20 protein-coding genes are annotated in these 22,084 nt (G+C 71.0%); 9 read left to right on the top strand and 11 right to left on the bottom strand.

Going from position 1 to position 22,084, the window contains the following annotated elements; translation table 11 throughout:
- Window positions 1-78: 78 nt before the first annotated feature.
- Entirely contained in the window at window positions 79-591 is a 513-nt protein-coding gene (locus tag ACFU53_RS04745; protein WP_383986048.1) for a DinB family protein, read from the bottom strand.
- A 73-nt stretch (window positions 592-664) separates the two neighbouring features.
- Between ACFU53_RS04745 and ACFU53_RS04740 the strand changes: the two genes are divergently transcribed.
- Window positions 665-1,573 carry a Gfo/Idh/MocA family protein gene (locus ACFU53_RS04740; protein WP_383986046.1) on the top strand — a complete coding sequence of 303 codons (909 nt, stop codon included), beginning with the start codon at window positions 665-667 and terminating at the stop codon, window positions 1,571-1,573.
- On the opposite strand, the gene lnt is transcribed toward ACFU53_RS04740, so the two are convergent.
- From lnt to ACFU53_RS04725, 3 genes are all read right to left on the bottom strand, one after another.
- The gene (gene lnt / locus ACFU53_RS04735; RefSeq protein ID WP_383986044.1) at window positions 1,519-3,090 is read right to left on the bottom strand and encodes an apolipoprotein N-acyltransferase; all 1,572 of its coding nucleotides are present in this window, start codon (window positions 3,088-3,090) and stop codon (window positions 1,519-1,521) included. The two genes, ACFU53_RS04740 and lnt, sit on opposite strands and share 55 nt — an antisense overlap.
- A 271-nt stretch (window positions 3,091-3,361) precedes the next feature.
- Window positions 3,362-3,856, bottom strand: coding sequence for a nuclear transport factor 2 family protein (locus tag ACFU53_RS04730; protein WP_383986042.1), 495 nt, complete (start codon window positions 3,854-3,856; stop codon window positions 3,362-3,364).
- 695 nt (window positions 3,857-4,551) lie between these two features.
- Entirely contained in the window at window positions 4,552-5,382 is an 831-nt protein-coding gene (locus ACFU53_RS04725; RefSeq protein ID WP_383986040.1) for a DUF6585 family protein, read from the bottom strand.
- Between the two features lie 1,125 nt (window positions 5,383-6,507).
- On the opposite strand from ACFU53_RS04725, the gene ACFU53_RS04720 reads away from it, so the two are divergent.
- Window positions 6,508-7,911, top strand: a complete 1,404-nt coding sequence (locus tag ACFU53_RS04720) for a condensation domain-containing protein (protein ID WP_383986038.1) — start codon at window positions 6,508-6,510, stop codon at window positions 7,909-7,911.
- Between the two features lie 418 nt (window positions 7,912-8,329).
- On the opposite strand, the gene ACFU53_RS04715 is transcribed toward ACFU53_RS04720, so the two are convergent.
- Window positions 8,330-9,295: an expansin EXLX1 family cellulose-binding protein gene (locus ACFU53_RS04715; RefSeq protein WP_383986036.1), complete on the bottom strand. Its 966-nt coding sequence runs from the start codon at window positions 9,293-9,295 to the stop codon at window positions 8,330-8,332.
- A gap of 240 nt (window positions 9,296-9,535) precedes the next feature.
- On the opposite strand from ACFU53_RS04715, the gene ACFU53_RS04710 reads away from it, so the two are divergent.
- Window positions 9,536-10,276: an SDR family NAD(P)-dependent oxidoreductase gene (locus ACFU53_RS04710; RefSeq protein ID WP_383986034.1), complete on the top strand. Its 741-nt coding sequence runs from the start codon at window positions 9,536-9,538 to the stop codon at window positions 10,274-10,276.
- A gap of 195 nt (window positions 10,277-10,471) precedes the next feature.
- On the opposite strand, the gene ACFU53_RS04705 is transcribed toward ACFU53_RS04710, so the two are convergent.
- From ACFU53_RS04705 to ACFU53_RS04695, 3 genes are all read right to left on the bottom strand, one after another.
- Window positions 10,472-11,071, bottom strand: coding sequence for a chloramphenicol phosphotransferase CPT family protein (locus tag ACFU53_RS04705; RefSeq protein ID WP_383986033.1), 600 nt, complete (start codon window positions 11,069-11,071; stop codon window positions 10,472-10,474).
- A 5-nt stretch (window positions 11,072-11,076) separates the two neighbouring features.
- A complete protein-coding gene (locus tag ACFU53_RS04700) occupies window positions 11,077-11,256 on the bottom strand; it encodes a hypothetical protein (protein ID WP_383986031.1) in 180 nt (59 codons plus the stop codon).
- 116 nt (window positions 11,257-11,372) lie between these two features.
- Window positions 11,373-12,248 (bottom strand): undecaprenyl-diphosphate phosphatase, encoded by an 876-nt coding sequence (locus tag ACFU53_RS04695; protein WP_383986030.1) that lies wholly within the window; start codon window positions 12,246-12,248, stop codon window positions 11,373-11,375.
- A 358-nt stretch (window positions 12,249-12,606) separates the two neighbouring features.
- Here ACFU53_RS04695 and ACFU53_RS04690 point away from each other — a divergent pair, with 358 nt between their 5' ends.
- Genes ACFU53_RS04690 through ACFU53_RS04680 form a run of 3 tightly spaced genes read left to right on the top strand, consistent with a single transcriptional unit; the run spans window position 12,607 to window position 15,475 of the window.
- Window positions 12,607-13,824 (top strand): Gfo/Idh/MocA family protein, encoded by a 1,218-nt coding sequence (locus ACFU53_RS04690; RefSeq protein WP_383986028.1) that lies wholly within the window; start codon window positions 12,607-12,609, stop codon window positions 13,822-13,824.
- Complete coding sequence (locus ACFU53_RS04685) at window positions 13,821-14,756, top strand: PmoA family protein (protein ID WP_383986026.1); 936 nt, start codon at window positions 13,821-13,823, stop codon at window positions 14,754-14,756. The genes ACFU53_RS04690 and ACFU53_RS04685 overlap by 4 nt, the downstream gene beginning before the upstream one ends.
- The gene (locus tag ACFU53_RS04680) at window positions 14,750-15,475 is read left to right on the top strand and encodes a cupin domain-containing protein (protein ID WP_383986024.1); all 726 of its coding nucleotides are present in this window, start codon (window positions 14,750-14,752) and stop codon (window positions 15,473-15,475) included. Before ACFU53_RS04685 ends, ACFU53_RS04680 begins: the two co-directional genes overlap by 7 nt.
- A gap of 21 nt (window positions 15,476-15,496) precedes the next feature.
- Here ACFU53_RS04680 and ACFU53_RS04675 read toward each other — a convergent pair whose 3' ends face one another.
- Window positions 15,497-15,967 (bottom strand): winged helix-turn-helix transcriptional regulator, encoded by a 471-nt coding sequence (locus ACFU53_RS04675; RefSeq protein WP_383986022.1) that lies wholly within the window; start codon window positions 15,965-15,967, stop codon window positions 15,497-15,499.
- A 103-nt stretch (window positions 15,968-16,070) separates the two neighbouring features.
- Here ACFU53_RS04675 and ACFU53_RS04670 point away from each other — a divergent pair, with 103 nt between their 5' ends.
- Window positions 16,071-17,240: a thiolase family protein gene (locus tag ACFU53_RS04670; protein WP_383986020.1), complete on the top strand. Its 1,170-nt coding sequence runs from the start codon at window positions 16,071-16,073 to the stop codon at window positions 17,238-17,240.
- 109 nt (window positions 17,241-17,349) lie between these two features.
- Here the strand turns inward: ACFU53_RS04670 and ACFU53_RS04665 are convergent, their stop codons facing one another.
- Entirely contained in the window at window positions 17,350-18,132 is a 783-nt protein-coding gene (locus tag ACFU53_RS04665) for a TVP38/TMEM64 family protein (protein WP_383986018.1), read from the bottom strand.
- Between the two features lie 513 nt (window positions 18,133-18,645).
- Here ACFU53_RS04665 and tuf point away from each other — a divergent pair.
- Both tuf and ACFU53_RS04655 read left to right on the top strand, forming a co-directional pair.
- Window positions 18,646-19,815 carry an elongation factor Tu gene (tuf, locus tag ACFU53_RS04660; protein ID WP_383986016.1) on the top strand — a complete coding sequence of 390 codons (1,170 nt, stop codon included), beginning with the start codon at window positions 18,646-18,648 and terminating at the stop codon, window positions 19,813-19,815.
- A gap of 120 nt (window positions 19,816-19,935) precedes the next feature.
- Window positions 19,936-20,781: a spermidine synthase gene (locus tag ACFU53_RS04655; RefSeq protein WP_383986014.1), complete on the top strand. Its 846-nt coding sequence runs from the start codon at window positions 19,936-19,938 to the stop codon at window positions 20,779-20,781.
- Here ACFU53_RS04655 and ACFU53_RS04650 read toward each other — a convergent pair.
- Complete coding sequence (locus ACFU53_RS04650) at window positions 20,743-22,068, bottom strand: MFS transporter (protein WP_383986013.1); 1,326 nt, start codon at window positions 22,066-22,068, stop codon at window positions 20,743-20,745. The two genes, ACFU53_RS04655 and ACFU53_RS04650, sit on opposite strands and share 39 nt — an antisense overlap.
- Window positions 22,069-22,084 lie beyond the last annotated feature (16 nt).

The following is a 22,084-nucleotide window of genomic DNA, read 5'->3' as shown; positions in this document are numbered from 1 at the left end:
CACGGCCGCCGGCTCGCGGCTCGCGCTTGCCGTACTCCTGGCGCGGACAGGCCGTCCGCGGCGGGCGGGCGTCTTCCCTCAGTACCCGGTGGCCCCGTCGATCCGCTCCCGGATCAGATCGGCGTGTCCGTTGTGCCGCGCGTACTCCTCGATCATGTGGGTGTAGATCCACCGCAGGCTCGGCGCCTCGCCCGTTCGCCGGTGCACGGCCTTGCTGACGTCGTCCAGGGCGAAGCCCTCGGCGTTGCGCCGGGCGATCGCGATCTCCTCCTGCCAGGTGCCGTGCGCCTCCTCCCAGGTGTCCTGCTCGGTGAGGTGGAACTCCCCGTCCGGGTCCTCCTCGCTGAAGTAGATCGGCCCCTGGTCGTCGTCCACCAGCACTTTGCGGAACCAGATGCGCTCGACCTCCGCCATGTGCCGTACGAGCCCCAGCAGGGACAGTTCCGAGGGCGGTACCGAGGCGGTCCTCAGCCGGGCGCCGTCCAGGCCCTCGCACTTGATCGCGAGAGTCTCGCGGTGGTGGTCGAGCCAGCCTTCGAGCATGGTCCGTTCGTCGGCGGTGACGGAGGGTTCGGTGCGCTGGCTGGTCATGTCGGCCATCCTGGCAGCCCCCGTATGCTGCCGACGAGTCATTTCGACGCCACACCGTGGACGGGAGACCCCTGTGAAGGTCGGCTGCATCGGGCTCGGCGACATCGCGCAGAAGGCGTATCTGCCGGTGCTCGGCACCCAACCGGGGCTCGAACTCCATCTGCAGACGCGGACGCCCGCCACCCTCACCCGCGTCGCCGACAGCCTCCACCTTCCGCCGGGACAGCGGCACGCCGATCTCGACTCGCTGCTGGCCCAGGACCTCGACGCGGCCTTCGTGCACGCGCCCACCGGGGCCCACCCCGAGATCGTGGAGCGGCTGATCGAGGCGGGCGTGCCGACGTACGTCGACAAGCCGCTCGCGTACGAACTCGCCGACTCGGAACGGCTCGTACGGCTCGCGGAGGAGCGGAACATCGGGCTCGCCGTGGGCTTCAACCGGCGGTACGCGCCCGGGTACGCGCAGTGCGCAGACCATCCGCGCGAGCTGATCCTCATGCAGAAGAACCGCATCGGCCTGTCCGAGCTGCCGCGCACGATGATCCTGGACGACTTCATCCACGTCGTCGACACCCTGCGGTTCCTGGTGCCGGGGGAAGTCGAGGACGTGACTGTGCGCGGCCGGACCGAGGGCGGGCTGCTGCACCACGTCGTGCTGCAGCTCTCCGGGGCCGGGTTCACCGCGCTCGGCGTCATGAACCGGCTCAGCGGCTCGGCGGAGGAGATCCTCGAGGTCTCCGGGCAGGACACCAAGCGGCAGGTGGTGAACCTCGCCGAGGTCGTCGACCACAAGGGGCAGCCGTCCGTGAGGCGGCGCGGCGACTGGGTGCCGGTGGCCCGGCAGCGCGGCATCGAACAGGCCGTCCTCGCCTTCCTCGACGCCGCTCGCGCGGGCAAGGTGCTCAGCGCGCGGGACGCGCTGGCGACTCATGAGCTGTGCGAGCGGGTGGTGCGGGCGGTGGAGGACCGGTCCGCCGTCTGAGCCGCGGACGGTGGAGAACCCGTCCGCCTGATCCACACGGCCCGTACGCCCTCGTAGGCGCCCCACGCGACCAGTACCAGCAGTGCCGCGTGCACCGGCCAGTCGCCGAAGCGGACGTACGGCGTCGTACCGCTCGCCAGCGGCACGTCGTACACCGCCGTCGTGCTCTCGTCCGTGCCGAGCCAGGAGCCGACGCGCTCGCCGTCCGGGCCGTACACCGCCGAGACGCCGGTGAGCGTCGCGTGGGCCATCGGACGGCCGGTCTCGGCGGCCCGCAGCGCGGCCAGCGAGGCGTGCTGCTCGGGCGCCCAGCTCTGCTGGAACGTCGAGGTCGCCGACTGTGCGAGCAGCAACTCGGCGCCGTCCCGGGCGAGATGACGGCTCATGTCCGGGAACGCGGATTCGAAGCAGACCATGGGGCCGATCCGCAGCCCCTTCCCGGAGTCGAAGACGACCTGCTCGGTGCCGCGCCTGCGGTCCTCGCCGGCCGCCTCGCCGACCGAGGTGGCCCAGCCGAGCAGTGAGCGCATCGGGATGTACTCGCCGAACGGGACGAGGCGCATCTTGTCGTAGCGATCGCCGGTCGGGCCGTCGGGTCCGACGAGCACGGAACTCTTGTAGATGCCGGGGCGGTCGGAGCGGCGGGCGTCGACGTTCACGAGGACGTTCGTGTCCGTCTCACGGGCCAGCGCGGCGATCCGGTCGGCGAGGTCGGGCCGGTCGGCCAGGTCGTGGCCGACGCTGCTCTCGCCCCACACGATCAGGTCCAGATCCTGGCCGGCGAGGCGTCGGGTGAGCGCCTCCTCGCGGGCGAACCGGTTGTCGGGGCCGTCGGTGACACCGGGCTGTACGACGGCGATGCGCACTTCGCCCCGGACGTCGGGTCGCGGCGACCACAGCCACACCGCCGAGGTCGCGACGGCCGCCGCGACGAGACCGGCGAGCGCCGGCGCCCGGGACCGGCGTACCGAGACCAGAACGGTGACCGCGACGTTGACGGCCACCACCAGGAAGCTGAGCAGCCAGACCCCGCCGACCGAGGCCAGCCGCAGTGCCGGCTCCACCTGCCACTGGCTGGACCCCAGCAGACCCCACGGCCCGCCGAGGCCCTGCCAGGAGCGGACGAGTTCGATCGCCAGCCAGCCCGACGGCACGACCACCAGCGCGACGGCTACCCGCCCCGGCGAGGGCGTACCCGCCAGGAACCGGCGCACCAGCCATGCCCAGGGCGCCCACAGCGCGCCCAGCAGGGCGGCGATGACGAAGGTGAACACATGGAGGTTCGGCAGCAGCCAGTGGTGCATGGCCAGCATGAACGCGAACCCGCCGAGCCAGCCGTCGTGCACCGCCCGGCGGCCGGTCGGGGCCGTGCGGACCAGCAGCATCCAGGGCACCAGCGCCGCGTACGCGAACCACCACAGGCCCGGCGCCGGGAACGCGAGCACGGGCAGCGCCCCGGCCACGACGACGGCCACCCGCCGCCGCCATGGGGAGGTGACCCAGTCCGGCGTCCTCATACAGCGCCTCCCTCCCCACCGGTGCGTCTCTCCAGTGTGCGCGCCGGGGACGATCTCCGACAGGGGGCGTGGGCGGGGCGGGGGTGGTGAGGGGATTGGGGGCCGGTAGCGGTGCGACTGTGTGCCGGCGAGGGCGGGCCGGGTCCGGAAGGGAGGAGTGGGTCCCAAGAGGGGGTCGGGTCGGGGGTGCACACGCCTGGGGAACGGCGTTCCGGCACAGGGAACGGTGGGTCGTCGCAGAGGGGAACGGCGGTAGGGCCGGGCGGCGGGCTCAGGCCGGGGAGGGGTGCTGGGCGGGGGTGAGGTCCTCCGGGGCGCGGCGCCACTTTTCGTGGACGACGACCTCGTTCAGGCGCCAGCCGTCGGGGGTGCGGGTCAGGGCGAAGGTGTAGCGACCGCCGCAGACGAAGTCGGGGGCGGTGGATCCGCCGTCGTGTCCGGCGAAGCGCATCGGGTTGATGTAGTCCGCCTGGACCTGGGCGGTGTCGCCGGTGTCCTGCTCCAGGTATCCGAAGCGCACCCGCCGGTTGACGATCAGATGCTGCCGCATCGGGAAGAGCTCCATGCTCCGCGCCAGCCACCCGGCGACCTGCACGGCGTCGCCCTCGATGCCGCCGGCGGAGCGGTAGTCCGCGCGGCCCCCCGGTGCGAACAGGTCCCGGTACGTCGTCCAGTCGCCGTCGTCCACCGCCACCGCGTACTCGGTGATCAGGCCGTCGACGGCGAGTCGGTCCATCACGGTCGCGAGCTCCACGCGCTGCGTCATCGGCTCAGTGTTGGGGCAGGAGCCGCGCCACGCCAAGGGGCGTGCGAGCAGATGGGGGATATTTCAGGGGCCGGGGACGGGACACGTGAGGGATCAGGCCCTGAAGCGCGGCACCCGGCCGTCGACATTCGGTGGCCTCGGGGTGCGGCCGTGATCGAACCTGGTCCCCGTGAGTGCGAGTGGACGACCCTCAGAGACCGAGCCCAGGTTCCGTGTCCATGCCCGCCACACCGCGGACACGGTGACCGTCTGCCAGGCGTACCGCCCGGAGACAGGCGGCCCGGCCGCGCGCCACCGCGGTGCGGCATCGCGAGCTGCGTGCCGCGACCGGCGGCATCAGCGACAAGGTTCTGACCGACTCCTTGCACGGTTCTGCTCGCGGGCGGATTGATCGAGCGCCACGGACATGCCGAGGCGCCGCACGCGCGTCGACTACGCCCTGATACGTCCTGACCGGCTTGGGACAGAGCATGGTCGGGCCCGGACGAGTGGATCGTCGGGATCGAGGACGTGACGCCGCTGCCCGGCAGGTTCACGGTCGTGTGCGTGCGGGGGAACTGGACCGGGCGCTCGCATTTGTTGCCGGTGGAGCGGCCGTATCCGGTGGCGGAGGACGTGCTGACCCCTCTGCGGTGACAGGTCCGCGGGACGAGCTCAGTCCTGACGGGTACCGGTCGTGCAGGGTGACCTCTCACTCACGTGGTCTGCCGCGCCGCCCGCCGCAGGGCGTCCGAGACGGTGAGGAACAGGACGCTGTCCGGCACGCTGGAGACCGGCTCCCGCGCTGCCGGCTTGCGCTCACCGGTGACCAGTACGTGGATCGTCGACCCCATCAGATCGACCTCGCTGATCTTCTCCCAGGCCAGGACCGTACCCGTGTGCTCCAGCCCGGCCAGGCTCACCGTGAACGGCCCGAATTCCACTCGTCCCCCGGTCTGCAACAACTCGCCGAGTTCGGCCAGTCGGGCCGTGGCGTCCTCTTCCATGACCCGGCTCCGAACCGCGACCCAGCCGTTGGCGATCAGGGTGCCGACTTCCTGCGCCTCGGGCCTGTCACCCGACACCATGAAGTTGCCGGCCGGCATCTGGACGTACACGGAATGCGTGGTCGACATGGTGACCCCGTTGCGTACGTGATCCGTCGCGTGTCGCTGGCATCCGGTGATCTCGTCCCAGGTTCCGGCGATCGGTGGCTGCGAACCGTACTGGTAGACGACGCCGTTCGCGAAAACGGCACACCATGCGACCGGTCTGAACCGTGCGGCCAGCGGAACGGCGATCGCCCCGAGAAAGGTGCATCCGCCGAGGATGATGAAGAGGATCGCGTTCGTCCACTCGCTCTCACCACTGATGACGAAGACCATCATCACGCAGAATGCGGTGACCAGAAGGAGCATGAACGAGCCCCACCAGGACACCGCACTCGTCTGTGTGCGAAAGGCGTATTGACCGGCGCCGAGCTGCCGCTCCGCCGCCGCGCCCGGCACTGTCGCCGGGATCTCGTCCCATAGGTTTCGGGCCCCCATCGTCACTCCCAACCGCCGCGCCGCTTCCCCAACAGGCTTGCCAGCAAGTCGAGTTGACGATGCTGAATGTCATCGAGATGCTACGACCCCTGGCTGGAAAGCGGTAGACGGCCGTTGTCTCTCGGGGCGGTTCAACCGCCGGTCCACAGCGCGGTCGGCATCGTGGGCAGTCTGCATGGACGTACGGCCCGGAGGAGTGTGGAGCTGGGGGGTACATGGAGAAGCCCGACGACCGGCCGAGAACCTGCCATGTCTCGGCTGGGCGGCGCATCCGTGTTGCATGCTCCGCAGGGGCGTGATCATATCTTCTCGAATGCCACAAAAAGGATATTCCGTAGGGCGACGAGGGCAGGCCGCGCCCTGACCCGGCCTGCCAAGCCCCTGGGAGGACCAAATGTCTCACCTCATACTCCGTGCAGCCGACCGACGGGGAGACGATGACGGTCTGCACCCCTGACAGCCGCGTCGACAAGGGCGGGGGCGGCTCCGGCCGGGACGACAGCGCCGTCCGCACCCGAGCAGCAACATTGGTGCGACCTGCCGGTCCGGACTTTCCGCCCCGGACGACGAGTGCCGCTCGCGCGATAGCCATACCTGCCCCGTCTCGCTGTTGTCCCGTCACCTGCTGGTGCTCGCGGTGCACTTCATCCCCCAACCGCAGGGGGAGAAAAGGCGGCCCGGCGCTGTGGCGGAGGCTGACGGGCTGATGGCGCGGCTGAGGGCCGGTTCGCTGCGCGGTAGCGGTCGGTGACGCGGTGTCCAACTGGTGCCACCACCAGGAGATCGTCAGAAGAGGAAGCGGTTTCGGGGCTGTCTTCGGCCGGGCGCTGCTTCCACCACACCGCCGACGAGCCTCCGGGACCGGCCGGGACGCCGGCAGCCGTTCGTTCGTTTCCGTGAGCGCCCTCGTCCTAGCGGGTGCCGTCATCGCCTTCATGGGCCTGTGCAGGGCGCTGCGGCGACGGTGACCGCCCGCTTCCCTTCTCCTTCTCGCCGGGCCGCACGTGTGAACGCGCGGGCACGCTGGGGCGTTGCGGCAGGTCCGCACCGCATTGACGCCGGCGACGAGACGGTCAGGCCCCAGTCACCACCCCTCTGCACCCCATGCGAACGGAGATGCCTGCCGTGCGAATGACCGACATCCAGCATTGCGAGGCCCGGCCGGGCCTCCTCATCGAGTGGACGCTCGATCAGGAGGCCATCGAGACGGCGACCGGTCTGCCAGAAGACTCCCGACCACCGGCGTATGTCCAGGAGTCACACATCCGGACGGCCAAGTCGGTGCGCGAGGACGGCCTGTTCGTTCCGACCTGGCTCGGCACGGCGTTCGACATCCCCGGCATGGTCGATCTCGACGTACTGCAGGACGCACTGCGGACCTGGACCCTCCGGCACGAGACGCTGCGCAGCGGCTTCCGCTGGGCCGGCGACGAACTTCGCCGGTTCACGCTCGATGCCGAGGCCGTCGTACTGCATCGCGAGGTGGTCGGCGAGTTCTCCGACGTGGAGAGACTCGTGCAGCGTCTCCAGGATCGCTTCGACGTCGCGGCGAACGCGCTCAGCTGGCCGAACTTCATCTACGCGGCGATCGCCCGGGACGACGGCACGAGCGTGTACATGGCCTTCGACCACACCAACGTCGACGCGTACTCCATCCAACGGATCCCCGCCGAGATCCACGAGCTCTGCGCGGCGGCCGTCGAAAGCCGTCCCGTTCAATGGGCACCGGTCGGCAGTTACGTGGACTTCTGCGAAATCGAGCGGGCAGACGCGGACCGGATCGACGACACGCACGAGATCGTCGCCCGCTGGCGGGAGTTCATCGATCTGTGCGGCGGGGACCTGCCGAACTTCCCTGTCGATCTCGGCCTGGATCCCGGCGGCGCTCTGCCCACGCAGAAGCTCATGCACGACATGCTCGTCGACGCCGACGACATCGCCGCGTTCGACGAGGCCTGCCGGCCCTTCGGCGGGGTTCCGGTCGGCCTCCTGGCTGCCACAAGCCTCGTCGTCCACAAGATCGGCGGCGAACCCGCCTTCCGTACAGTCGTGCCGTTCCACACCCGCGCGACGACCGAATGGCGGGACTCCGTGGGTTGGTACGTGGGCGGCGCGCCGATCGAGATCCACACGGCGCAGGCAGTCGATTTCCGGTGCGTCCTGGAGATGGTGCGCACCGCGGTGCAGGCCAACAGGCCGATGGCCCGCATGCCCATCGGCCGGGTGCTGCGCCTGCTCGGCTCGGACTTCCGCCCGACGTCGCCCGACCTGTACTCGATCGTCTCGTTCATCGATGCCCGGCGTATCCCCGGATCGGAGCGCTGGACCGACCTGAAGGCGTACGGCCTGGTCAGAGTGTCCTACGGGGACAGGGTGTGTGCCTGGTTCAACAGACTCCACGAGGGACTGTACTTCGCCGGCCGCTACCCGGACACCGACATCGCCTACAAGAACATGCGGCTGTATGTCGAGCAGATGCGGGAGATCATCCTCTCGGTGGCCCGGAACGGCCCCGGCGAGCCCGTCTGACGGGACCGACATCCGTATCGCCGCGGACGGTGGTGATCACGGCCGGACAACGGGGCGATTCCGCTCAGACCGAGCCGGTCCTGGAAGTGTCAACCCCTTCGCATCAGGACGCTCTCGAGCTGGTCCGGGCGGTGGCGCCGAGGGCAACACGGGCCGGATCCTGGCGGGAATGGGGCGGCCGGACCGAGTACGCCGAGTACCCGGATAGGCGGAACCGAAGCGGCGCCGGTGGCGGCGGCGTGCCTGATACCACCCAGCATCAACCAGGCGACGACTGCGGGTGACTTGGTGCAGTCGGGTGGTCCGCTGGTGTGGTTCAGCCGCGGCCGGAGGGTGACCGACCGCGGGCGCGTGGCAGCTCTGTCCCGCCGATCGGCTTCGCGAGCCGCCTTCGGCGCGCGCGGGCGGGTGGCGCGGGTCAGCGCGCGGCGAACTGGACCCGGGTCGGCTGTACGACGTCCGGCCGTACCGCGAGCCCTTCGACGGTCAGCCGCTCTCCGTAGATGTCGGTGATCCTCAGCGCGCCGCCGCACCCGCCGCCCTGCTCGGAGAGGAAGTAGTTGTATTCGGTACGGGGCAGCCGGGTCCAGCCGCTGCCGTCGCGGACCTCCAGCCGTGCCACCGGGTTCCGGTGACCGATCACCTGGATGCCACACCAGTACTGACTGGACCCGGTCTTGTAGCGGATCGAGAGCGTGTCGGACGTGCTGGGGCTCAGCAGGCTCCAGGTGATCGGTATCTGACCGCGTGAGGGGTCGGCGAGCTTGGCGAAGGCCTGTGCGCTGAGGTCCAGTTGACCGGGTTTGCAGGGGGCCGGGCACTCGTTGGTGATCCGGACCGTGACGGCGGCGCCGCCCGCCGCACGGACGCGCACGTACGCCCCACAGGCCTTGGAGACCTCGTAGTCGGTGGTGTTCATCGCCGCGGTCATGACGTCGTCGCTCGGGCCGTACGAGCAGGCGCCCCCCTCGCCCGTTCCGGCGTCGTAGAAGGTGGCGACCCCTTCGTAGTCGACCCCGGGGCGGATCCGCCCCGCCGACTGCGCCGAGGCGGACCCGGCCTGCCGGGTGGCGGCGGGCGACGGCCGGGTGGGCTCGGTGGTCGGGGTCGCCGACGGGGTGGTCGTCGAGACCGACGGAGACGGGGACTTCGAGGGCGTGCTGGAGGGCTTCCGCTGCGGTGTCCTGGACGGCTCGGTCGTCCGGGCGGTGGTCGCGACGGGTGTGGCCCCGGCCTTCCCGGCGGCTTCGGTGTCGGTCTCGCGGTCGGGGCCGAAGGCCACGACGAGCGACGCGGCGAGCCCGACGGCCGCCACGGCGGCGACGGATATGAGGGCGGTGCGCCGCCTGGAGTGGCGGGAGGAGCGGTGGGAACGGGCTGCCACGTTCAAGTCCTTCGGGTCCATGCGTGGTTCGGGAAAAAGCGTGATTCTGGAGAAAGCGTGATTCGTGTGGGGCTCGTGTGGAAGGAGCTTCCCACTCATCGGTTGCCGCCGGGGCCGGAATGGTTGCCCTCGACGTGACATGGCGGCCGGGCTGCGATCGTAGGATGATCGATCGCCATGCCCGGTCGCCGAACGTCGGCCGGGCGTCGCTCGCGTATGTCCGTCGCCAGGGAGGTTGGGATGTCACGTCCGGTCACGGTGGTCACGGGTGGGAGCCGGGGGATCGGTGCCGCGACCTGCCTTCGGCTCGCGGCGGACGGGCACGACGTGGTGGTGGGGTACGTGAACGACGGGGCGGCCGCCGAGTGGGTCGCGACGGGGGTGCGGGCGAACGGGGCGCGCTGTGTCACCGTCAAGGCGGACACCTCGCTGGAGGTTGATGTGGACCGGCTGTTCGAGACGGCGGCGGACCGGCTCGGGCCGGTGACGGGGCTGGTCAACAACGCCGGGGTGACGGGCCCGTTCGGGAGGCTGGCGGACACCGACACGGATGTCCTGCGCCGGGTGGTGGAGGTCAACCTCCTCGGCGTGCTGCTGTGTTCGCGCCGGGCGGCCAAGGTGATGGCGGCCCGGGGGAGCGGCGTCATCGTGAACGTGTCCTCGGCGGCTGCCACGCTCGGCAGCCCCGGCGAGTACGTCCACTACGCGGCGACCAAGGCGGCGGTCGACGCGCTGACGACGGGGCTCGCGAAGGAACTCGGCCCGGACGGCGTCCGTGTCAACGCGGTCGCGCCCGGGGTGATCGACACCGAGATCCACGCGAGGATGGGTGACCCGGAACGCCCCGAGCGCATCGCCGCCTCCGTCCCTCTCCGCCGCCCCGGCCGCGCAGACGAGATCGCCTCGGCCATCGCCTGGCTCATGTCTCCGGAGGCCTCGTACACCACGGGCGCGGTGCTGCGGGTGTCCGGCGGCCGGTGAGGCTTCAGCGGTGCCGCGTCCGGTTGCGTGCGGTGGGGTGGCGTGCGGAGGGGACGGTGTGGAACGGGAGCTGTCGGTGTGGAGTGGCCGGTGAAGCACCGTGGCTGTTCAGCCTGTTCAGCTGTTCAGCTGTTGGCGGGCTGCGGGTCGTGTGTGGTTGCTCGAGCAGTTCCCCGCGACCCTTTGGGGGCGCGCTCAGCGGGCCGGTGGGCGCAAGCCGTGCTGCTTGTCGAGCAGCCGCTGGAACGCGGTCGGCGTGGGCCGGTCGGCCAGGAACTCCTTGATGCGCGAGGCGCATTGGAGTGGATCCGCCCGGCTCGTGTCGCACTCGATGTCGTAGAGCCCGTGTGCGTGCACCTGCTCCGACTGCCGCGCGGCCAGCCCCGCCGGCCGGTCGCCCCGCTCCCGCTCGCGCCGTTCGAGCTCGGCGCGGGGACAGCGCACGCCGACGAACACGACGTCCTGCGGCACGAAGAGGTCGAGGCAGTCCCGCAGCCGCCATTCCGCGCTCAGGACGTGGTCCATGACGACGTGGTTGCCTGCGGCGGCCATGCCGGCGATCGCGCGGTGGTAGCCCCGCCAGGTGTTGTGCAGCACGGTGGTGAGCCGTTCGGGAGGCAGCTCCTGGCGTGTCCGCATGGCGTGGAACGCGTCGACCGGGATGTGGAAGGACGGCTCGTCGAGGATGCGGAGCAGTTCCACCGCGATGCTCGACTTCCCCGAACTGGACGTGCCGTTGAGGAAGATGATCAGGCCGCCGGGGGTGCGGTCCTGCTCGCCCGTGCTTCGCCCCACAGGGTTCACGCGGCCTCGACGACGTCTCCGCGAATCGCCGCGGCCCACTCCACGACCAACAGCTCGTACTCCGCCCGCTCCTGCGCCGACAGCGACCCGCCCGCATGCCGCCACAGCGCTCGGATCTGGTCGTTTAAGTCGGCGGCGGACCGCACGGAACCACGGGCAGGGAAATCGGGGGACATACGGACAAGAGTAGGCGCCAGGACTGACAGTGCGCTACTGGTCGGCTACGGATGCCGTATGTGGTTGGTCACGGAAGGGAGTTGGGGAGGAACGGGCTGTTCCGGTCGGGCCGGGCTCAGCCCGCGGACTCGCCCGCGTGCGGGCTCAATACGCCCATGGACACCAGGACGACGATGACGATGCCGAGCACGATGCGGTACCAGACGAACGGCATGAAGCTCTTGGTGGAGATGAACTTCATGAACCAGGCGATGACCGCGTAGCCGACGAAGAACGCGATGATCGTGGCGAAGATCGTCGGGCCCCAGGAGACATGGCCGCCCTCCATCGCGTCCTTGAGTTCGTAGCCGCCCGAGGCGATCACGGCCGGGATGGCGAGGAGGAAGGAGTAGCGGGCCGCGGCCTCGCGCTTGTAGCCCATGAGGAGGCCACCGCTGATGGTGGCGCCGGAGCGGGAGACGCCGGGGATGAGGGCCATGGCCTGGCAGAGACCGAAGATCAGGCCGTCCTTGACGCTGAGCTGTTCGAGGCTCTTGCGCTCCTTGGCGGCGCGGTGCTTGCCACCGGTCTCGTCGCGCGCGGCCAGGCGGTCCGCCACGCCCAGGACGATGCCCATGCCGATCAGCATGGTCGCCGTGAGGCGCAGATCACGGAAGGGGCCCTCGATCTGGTCCTTGAGGGTCACGCCGAGGACACCGATCGGGATGGAGCCGATGATCACCAGCCAGCCCATCTGGGCGTCGTGGTCGCCGCGCATCTCCTTGTTGAACAGCGAGCGCGACCACGCCGAGATGATGTTGGCGATGTCCTTGCGGAAATAGATGAGCACCGCGGCCTCGGTGCCGATCTGGGTGATCGCGGTGAAGGCCGCGCCCGGGTCCTCCCAGCCGGAGAAGGCCGCGGTCAGGCGCAGGTGCGCGCTGGAGGAGACGGGGAGGAATTCGGTCAGCCCCTGGACGAGTCCGAGGATGAGGGATTCAAACCAAGACATGAAGTTACGTGGTCCAAGCGCTGATCGTGGAGGGCCGACGGAAGACGTGCCGCGCCGCGGGGCGGGTGATCACAGGTGCTGGGGGCAGCCTAGCGCCCCTTGGGGACAGGGCTGTCACAGGGGTTTCGCAGGGCAGGGCGGGGGCCGGGCGGAGGGCGTGCGGGGGACGGGTGGAACGAGGGCGTTCCGAGGCGTGGAACGGCCGGATCCGTGGTGTTGACCAGTCACTATGTCCGCACATACGTTGCTGGCGAGGGAAAGCGCTTGCCGTTGCGAGGGTCGCCGTTCCGCCGGAGCCCCCGCCACCAGGCGTTGGCCAACGCCCGACGTCACGTTCGATGGAGTGCTGATCACGTCCATGCCCACACCCAGCAACGACCCGAGCCCGACTCCGGACCACCTGGCGAACCGGCCCCCGGCCCCGCTCGCCGGCCGCCGTGTCCGTGCCGCGATCATCGGCATCGGCGCCATCGGCGGCGGCTCGCATCTGCCCGCGCTCGCGCGGCTCGCCGAGGAGGGCGAGACCGAGGTCGTCGCGGCCGTCGACATCGATGCCGACGCGGTGGCGAAGTTCTGCGCGGAGCACGGCATCCCGCACGGCTACACCGATCTGGACCGCATGCTGGCGGAGCAGCGGCCCGACCTGGTCAGCGTCTGCACCCCGCCGACCCTGCACCGCGACCAGACGATCGCCGCGCTGCGGGCCGGCGCCTGGGTGTGGTGCGAGAAGCCGCCGGTGCCGACGCTGGCCGACTTCGACGCCGTGGAGACGGAGGAGGGCACGGAGACCGGGGGGCCGTACGCCTCGATCGTCTTCCAGCACCGCTTCGGCTCCGGTTCGCAGCACGTACGGAAGCTGATCGCCGAGCAGAGCCTCGGGCGCCCGCTCGTGGCGCACTGCCAGACCACTTGGTACCGCGACACCGCCTACTACGCCGTGCCGTGGCGCGGCCGCTGGCAGACCGAGGGCGGCGGACCCGCCATGGGCCACGGCATCCACCAGATGGACCTGCTGCTCGATCTGCTCGGCCCGTGGAGCGAGGTCCGGGCCATGGCCGGGCGGCTCGTCCACGACGTGGAGACCGAGGACGTCTCGACGGCCCTGGTGCGCTTCGAGAGCGGCGCCCTGGCCACCGTCGTCAACAGCGTCCTCAGCCCCGACGAGGTCAGCCGTATCCGCATCGACTGCGAGCGCGCCACCGTCGAACTGACCCACCTGTACGGCCACTCCAACGCCGACTGGTCCATCACCCCCGCCCCGGGTACCCCGGAGGCGGACGCGGCGGGCTGGCGGGACTTCGGGGAGGACGTGCCCAGCTCGCACCTGGCGCAGCTGCGTGAACTCGTGGCGAGCATGCGCGCCGGTGAGCGACCGCGCAGCAGCGGCGCCGACGGGCGTACGAGCCTGGAGCTGATCGCCGCCCTCTACAAGTCGGCGTTCACGGACGTGACCGTACGGCGGGGGGAGATCGGGCCCGGGGACCCGTACTACACGGCCATGCACGGAGGCGCCCCCGGGTGGGCGCCCGGAACCGCCCAGGTGTCCGCCGACGCGACCGAGGAGAACACCGCATGACCATCCACGACGGGCTGCGCGTCGTGCACGCCCACGGCGACCGGATCACGGTCACCGAACCCACCACCGGCGTCGAGCTGTTGAGCTACGTCTACCGGCCGGAGACGGCCTGGGAGGCGCCGAAGCCGTATCTGCACCCGATCCGGACGCTGGCCGGGGACGTCGTCACCGACTTCCGGCCCAACGACCACCGCTGGCACAAGGGCCTGCAGCTGACGGCCTCGCACCTGTCGGGCCAGAACCTGTGGGGCGGCAACTCGTACGTGCACGGCGAGGGTTACCTGCCGATCCCGGAGCGGGTCGGCTCGATGGCGCACGCCGGCTTCGACGTCGTCGAGTCGGACGGCGAGCGGGTGGTGATCGCCGAGCGGCTGACCTGGCACCCGTACACCGGCGAGCTGTGGGCCGACGAGGAGCGCCGGATCGAGATCCACGACGTCGACACCGAGTCGGGCTCGTGGGCGCTGACCTGGACGAGCGCCATCACCAACCGCCGGGACGAGCCGCTGCTGTTCGGCAGCCCCACCACCGCCGGGCGCGAGATGGCCGGCTACACGGGCCTGTTCTGGCGCGGTCCGCGGGCCTTCCGGGACGGGCGGATCATCGGGCCCGACTCCGAGGGGCCCGAGCTGATGGGCGAGCAGGCACCCTGGCTGGCCTACTCGGGCGAGCACGACGGCACCGACGGCCACGCCACGCTCGTCTTCGCGCACGCGCCCGAGAACGATCACACGGGCGCTCAGGGCGCCCATCCGGCCCACTGGTTCGTCCGCAACGAGCCCTTCGCCGCCGTCGCCCCCTCCTGGGCCTACTTCGAGGAGCTGGAGCTGGCTCCCGGCGACACGCTCACCCGCCGTTACCGGGTCGTCGTGGCGGACGGGGCCTGGGAGCGGGAGGAGATCGCCAAGTATCTGGAGGCGCACTCGTGGTGAGCGGATACGAAGGGCTGCCCGGTGGGGTCGCCGTCTCGCACCTGGCCGTCTACGACTGGCCCGCGACCGACGGGGTCTGCGGCGGAACGCCCCATATGCATCTGACCTGTTCGGAGGCATACGTCGTCACCGGCGGCCGCGGGGCGGTGCAGACGCTGACGACCTCCGGGTACGAGGTCACGCCGCTGGCGCCCGGGACGGTCGCCTGGTTCACCCCCGGCACCATCCACCGGCTGGTCAACGAGGACGACCTGCGCATCACCGTCCTCATGCAGAACAACGGGCTGCCGGAAGCGGGTGACGCAGTCCTCACCCTGCCGCCGGAGTACCTGACCGACCCGGAGACGTACGCCGCCGCCACCCGCATTCCGGTGGACGCGCCGGAGGAGGAGCAGGAGCGTGTCGCCCGGACCCGGCGGGATCTTGCCCTGGAGGGCTACCGGGCGTTGCGCGACGCGTCCGGACCCGAGCCGCTCGCCGCGTTCCACCGGGCCGCCGCCGCGCTCGTACGGCCGCGGCTCGCTGAGTGGCGGGCGCGCTGGGAGCGGGGCGCGCGGGCGGCTGCAGCCGCCACCGGCGAGCAGCTGGACCGGCTGGAGCAGGGGGATGTGTCCCACCTCGCCGACGCCGTCGTACGGGCCGAAGAGCCGTCCGCGTACGGGAAGTTCGGGATGTGCGGGCGGCTGAACGTCTACAACGTCCACAAGGGGACCGTGTAGCCGTGACCGTGTAGGAGGCGGTTACGCGGCCGTCGGGCCCGTCACCGACCAGCCGGGGGACTGTGGGTGCGCCATGAGGTCCTCGTGGCGCACCTCGGCGCCGCAGGCCGTGCAGGTGACCGCCGGGACCAGTTCGTTGCCGCAGATGTGCTCGATCACCATGGGGCGATCGTCGTCTTTCCGGAGATGGCGGTCGCCCCACGCCATGAGCGTCATCAGGACCGGCTCCAGTTCGAGCCCCGCCTGGGTCGGCCGGTACTCGAAGCGCTGCGGGCGCTCGCTGTAGACGTGCTTCTTCAGGACACCCGCGTCCACCAGGCGCCTGAGGCGGGTGGCCAGTACGTCGCGCGGGGCCCCGATGTTGCGGACCAACTGGTCGAAGCGGCCGTTGCCGAGGCAGACCTCGCGCAGGACCAGCAGGGAGTACTTCTCACCGACGATCGCCAGGGCGTCGGCGACGGAACAGGGGCGCGGATCTCCGGAGGCGGGCATGTGCCCAGTCTAGGGGAGGGTTTGTTTTTCCAACTCGCCGAGCTATGGTGAGTTTGGATTTCCTACTCACTGGTATTCGCCTGGTAGTCGTGGAGGCCCGACCATGCGTGACGCAGTCGTCGTCGAAGCCGTACGCACCCCGATCGGCAAGGGCAAGTCGAACGGCGCCCTCGCCCATGTCCACCCCGTGGAACTCCTCGCCCACACCCTGCGCACCCTCGTCGACCGCTCGGGCATCGACCCTGCGCTCGTCGACGACGTCATCGGCGGCACCGTCGACCAGGTCGGCGAACAGGCCATGAACACCACCCGCTACGCCGCACTCTCGGCGGGCTTCCCGGAGACGGTGCCCGCGACCACGGTCGACCGGCAGTGCGGTTCCTCCCAGCAGGCCGTGCACTTCGCGGCCCAGGGCGTCATGTCGGGGGCGTACGACCTGGTCGTCGCCTGCGGGGTGGAGTCGATGAGCCGGGTGCCGATGTGGTCCAACGTGCCGTCCGGCACGGACCCGTTCGGGCCCGGTGTCGCCGCGCGCTACCCCGAGGGACTCGTGCCGCAGGGCATCAGCGCCGAGCTGATCGCCGCGAAGTGGTCGCTGGGCCGTGAGCGGATGGATACCTTCGCGGTGTCCTCCCACCGCAAGGCTGCGGCGGCCTGGGAGGGCGGCCTCTTCGACGCGGAGGTCGCGCCGCTGGACGGGGTGACGCGCGACGAGTGCGTACGGCCCGGCAGCACGCCCGAGATCCTTGCCGGGCTCGGGCCCGCCTACCACGACCCCGGGTTCGCCGAGCGGTTCCCGCAGATCGAGTGGAACGTCACCGCGGGCAACGCGAGTCCCGTCAACGACGGGGCCTCGGCCGTCCTCATCACGTCCAGCGAGACGGCGGCCCGGCTAGGGCTGCGTCCGCTCGCCCGGCTGCACAGTTTCGCCGTCACCGGTTCGGATCCGCTGCTGATGCTCACGGGTGTCATACCGGCCACCGAGAAGGTTCTCCGCAGGGCGGGGCTGGGCCTCGACGACATCGACCTGTTCGAGGTCAACGAGGCGTTCTCCAGTGTTGTTCTCGCCTGGCAGCAGGAGACGGGGGCCGACCTGGGGAAGGTCAACGTCCGTGGGGGTGCCATCGCTCTGGGGCATCCGCTGGGGGCGAGTGGGGCGCGGCTGACGACGACGCTCGTGCACGCCATGCGGGAGCGCGGCGCTCGCTTTGGGCTGCAGACCATGTGCGAGGCGGGTGGGCTGGCGAACGCGATGGTGCTTGAGGCGGTGTGAAGTCGCTGGGAAGGGTGGTTCGTCGGGTGCGGGTGAGTGGGGACTCGTCGCGCAGTTCCCCGCGCTCCTGAGGGGGGCGGCCCTTCGGGCCCGTCCCCTTCATCCCGCGTCAGCGGGCCCGCAAGTGGTGGCGCTTGCGCCAGGCCACCGCCGCGCCGATCAGCGCCGGGATCGCGATGCAGGCCATGGCGATCAGGAAGGCAGGGGAGGTCGGGGACGAGGCTCGGGCGCCCGCCACCGCGTACGCGGCGGTGTTCGGGATCGAGCCGAGGGCTGTGGCGAGGAGGAAGGGGAGGCAGCCCATGCGGGAGACGGAGGCGCAGTAGTTGGCCGCCCAGAAGGGCACTCCCGGGAACAGCCGGGCCGCCAGCATCGAGCGGAAGCCGTGGCGGCTGAGCTGGCCGTCCGCCGACTTCAGCCAGCGGTGGCGGAGGAGGGGGCGCAGGGCGTCCTGCCCGAGGATCCGGCCGAGGCCGAAGGCGAGGCCGGCCCCGAGGACCGTGCCCGCGAGCGCCGAGGCCAGACCCAGTTGAGAGCCGAAGAGGGCGCCCGCCGCGATGTTGAGGATCGGCCGGGGCACGAAGGCGACCGTGCACAGCCCGTACGCCACCGCGAACATCACGACCGCCGCGGCGCCGCTCAGCTGGGGCGGCCAGCCGTCGGCCAGCAGCCGCTGCGGCTCGAACAGCAGCACGGTCGACACGGCGCCCATGAGCAGCGCCACGAGCAGGGAGAACCGCGCCCACGGCGAGAGCAGCACTCTGCCCCAGCGGGCGGCGCGTCCCAGCGGCACGACTGGAACGGGGACAGGTGTGGCGACGGCGAGCTCCGTGGCGGTGGTCCGGGGAAGGACCGTGGCGGTGCCCCCAGAGCGGGTGGTGGCATCGAGCATTCGACGACGGTAACCGACCCATGTACGTGTATGCCGTACGGAACGTCTCACGGGGGTCACAGCGAGCGGAACAACGGGCTCGTCGGGCACGGTGTGCCCAGGGCCCCGACGAGCACCGCGCACCGTGCTGCCTGCGCCTTCCGGAACACGGCCCCGGCCTGGGCACCGTTCATCCCCTGCACTGTCCTGTGAAGCATCTCTCTTCGGCTCCCTCTCGGAACTCGCGCGTACCGAAAACCATTCGACGCGGGCCGACTTGTCGACGATGATCGACGCCATGTTCCGGCACGCCTTCGCTCTCGCCGCATCCGCCACAGGCGCGGATGCCCCGAAGGCTGCCCTTCTGATCGTCGTGGCCGCCGCAGACGGCGCCCGAAGCTGACCCTTCCCGGACATTCCGGCGGACCCCGCAGGGGGAGGGTCGGCAAGACCTTGGGGTCCCCGTCCCGGCCGCGCCCGTAGTCGCGCCGGGGCCATCGCTCAGTACCGCTGAAGAGACTTCGAGGTACCGCCATGTCCAAGACTGCTTACGTCCGCACGAAACCGCATCTCAACATCGGCACGATGGGTCATGTCGACCACGGCAAGACCACCCTGACCGCCGCCATCACCAAGGTCCTCGCCGAGCGCGGGGCCGGCACGTTCGTGCCGTTCGACCGCATCGACCGTGCCCCGGAGGAGGCGGCGCGCGGCATCACCATCAACATCGCGCACGTCGAGTACGAGACCGACACCCGGCACTACGCGCACGTCGACATGCCAGGCCACGCCGACTACGTCAAGAACATGGTCACCGGGGCCGCGCAGCTCGACGGGGCGATCCTCGTCGTCTCCGCGCTCGACGGGATCATGCCGCAGACCGCCGAGCACGTGCTGCTCGCCCGGCAGGTGGGCGTGAACCACGTGGTCGTCGCGCTGAACAAGGCCGACGCGGGCGACGAGGAGTTGATCGACCTCGTCGAGCTGGAGGTCCGCGAGCTGCTCACCGCGCACGGGTACGGCGGCGACTCCGTACCCGTCGTAAGGGTCTCCGGGCTCAGGGCGCTCGAAGGGGACCCGCGGTGGACGGCGTCGATCGATGCGCTGCTGGACGCGGTGGACACGTACGTGCCGATGCCCGAGCGGTATCTGGACGCGCCGTTCCTGCTGTCCGTGGAGAACGTCCTCACGATCACCGGGCGGGGGACCGTCGTCACGGGGGCCGTCGAGCGGGGCACGATCCACGTGGGCGACCGTGTCGAAGTGCTCGGCGCCGAGGTGGAGACCGTGGTCACCGGGCTGGAGACCTTCGGCAAGCCGATGTCGGAGGCGCAGGCCGGCGACAACGTGGCGCTGCTGCTGCGCGGGGTGGGACGGGACGCCGTCCGACGCGGGCATGTGGTGGCCGCGCCCGGCAGTGTCGCGCCGAGTCGGCACTTCACCGCGCAGGTGTATGTGCTGTCGGCGCGCGAGGGCGGCCGTACGACTCCGGTGTCCACCGGGTACCGGCCGCAGTTCTACATCCGTACGGCGGATGTGGTCGGGAATGTCGATCTCGGTGAGATCGCCGTCGCGCGGCCCGGGGACCGGGTCACGATGAGTGTGGAGCTGGGCCGGGAGGTTCCGTTGGAGCCGGGGCTCGGGTTCGCGATTCGTGAGGGCGGTCGGACCGTGGGGGCGGGGACCGTGACGGCCGTTCAGTAGGGGGTTGGGGTGTGCGGGGGACTGCGGGCCGGTTCTTGGCCGGTCGCGCAGTCCCCCGCGCCCCTCTCGGGGCGCCGCACCGCTCCCATGGCCAAGCGGTTCACCCGGCACAATGGGGCAGTGAACGAAGCCATACCCGTCTCCCGTGCCATCGATCAGGGCACCGCCAAGCTCATGCCCGACGTCGACCGGGAGCGGGCCTGGCTGTTGACCGTGGACGGGGCGCCGCAGTCGTACGTGGACCTGGACGAGCCGACGCATCTGGAGTTCGAGTACGCGCGGCGGCTCGGGCATGTGCTGGACACGGTGGCGGAGCCGGGGCGGGCGCTCGATGTGCTGCATCTCGGTGGGGGCGCGCTCACGCTGCCCAGGTATGTGGCCGCCTCCCGGCCCGGGTCCCGGCAGGAGGTCGTCGAGTATGACCGGGGGCTGCTGGACCTGGTCGTCGAGCAGCTGCCGCTGCCCCCCGACGCGGGGATCGCGCTGCACGACGCGGATGCCGGGGAATGGCTCGAAGCGGCCCCTGCGGACTCCGCCGACGTACTCGTGGGGGATGTGTTCGGCGCCTCGCGGGTCCCGGCGCATCTGACGACCGTGGCGTACGCGCGGGCCGCCGAACGGGTGCTGCGCGCGGACGGGGTGTATCTCGCGAACCTGGCCGATGCCGCGCCGTTCGCGTTTCTACGGTCCCAACTGGCCACGCTCGCCACGGTGTTCGAGGAACTGGTGCTGATCGCCGAGCCGGGGGTGCTGCGCGGCCGACGCTTCGGGAACGCCGTGCTGGTCGCCGCCCACCGGCCGCTCGACGTCGCCGTCCTGGCCCGGCGGACCGCCGCCGACGCCTTCCCTGCACGGGTCGAGCACGGCCCGGCCCTGCGCGACTTCATCGGCCGTGCCGCGCCCGTCCGCGAGGAGGACGCCGTACCGTCACCCGAGCCGCCCGACGGGGCCTTCGGTATCGGCTGAGCCAGGCTCGGCATCGGGTTCGGCATCGGATTTGGCGTCGGGTTTGGCCAGGACCACCGGCATGCTGCGCCGCGTCAGGTTCCGTACGTCCCGTACGCACAGCACCGCCGCCGTGGCCACGACGCACAGCGCGGCGCAGCCCCACAGGGCCGCCGTACGCCCGAAGGCGCTCTCCGCCGGCCCCGCCAGCGCGGCGGCGAGCGGCACCATCGCCACCGAGCCGAACCAGTCGTACGCCGAGACGCGGGACAGCTTGTCCTCGGGGATCTCCTGGTGCAGCGCGGTCATCCAGGAGACGCCGAACACCTCGATCGACAGACCGCTGACGAACATGGCGAGGCACAGCACGGCGATCGGCACCGGCACGGCGAGCGCGGCGGACGGCAGGGCGAACGGGAAGACGCAGAGGACGCCCACGAGGAGGAGGCGGCGCGGTTTCCAGCGGGTCATGAGCAGCGCTCCTACGGCGTTGCCGGCCCCGAACAGGCCCAGTGCCAGGCCCCAGGGGCCGGGTCCGCCGAGGCTGTCGCGGGCGACCTGGGGGCCGTAGACCGCGTCGGCGGCGACGATGACCGCGTTCACCAGGGAGAACTGGACCACGATCGCCCACAGCCAGGTACGGCCCGTGAACTCCCGCCAGCCGTCCCGGAGATCGGCGAGCATGCCGTGGCCCGGCTCGCGCTCCGGTATGTGGCTCACGTCGAGAAAGGCGCGCAGGGCGCCGGCGAACGCGAACGCGGCGGCGTCCACCGCGAGCACCCAGCCGGGGCCGATCACCGCGACCATGGCGCCGCCGAGGGCCGCGCCGGTCATGGTCGCGCCCTGCGACGCGAAACGGAACAGCGCGAAGGCCCGGCCCGCCTGCTCGGCGGTGACCGAGGACAGCAGCATGCCCTCGGCCGCCGGGTTGAAGAACGCCTGACCGGTGCCGCCGAGCGCGGAGAGCAGCATCATCTGCCACAGGTGTGCCTCGCCGGTGAGCACGAGCACGGCGAAGACGGCCTGGGAGAGACAGTTGAGGGTGTTCGCCGCGACCATCACCCGGTGCCGGGGCATCCGGTCCGCGACCGCGCCGCCGATCAGCAGGAACAGCACCAGCGGCAGGGTCCGCGCCGCCGCGACCAGACCGACGTCCCCGCCGTCGCCGCCCGCCTCCAGGACCGCGAACGCGGCCGCGATCAGGGCGCCGTTGCTGCCCAGGCCGGTGACGACCGCGGCCGTCGTCAGCAGGGTGTAGTTGCGACCTGCCCAGGCGGAGCGGCGGCGGAAGGCGGCGGGAGTCGTCACCCGCCGACTATCGCCG

This window comes from Streptomyces sp. NPDC057474 (assembly GCF_042802555.1).
Lineage (GTDB): Bacteria > Actinomycetota > Actinomycetes > Streptomycetales > Streptomycetaceae > Streptomyces.
Note: the sequence above shows the minus strand (reverse complement) of the source record. Positions and strands in the feature narration are given on the sequence as shown.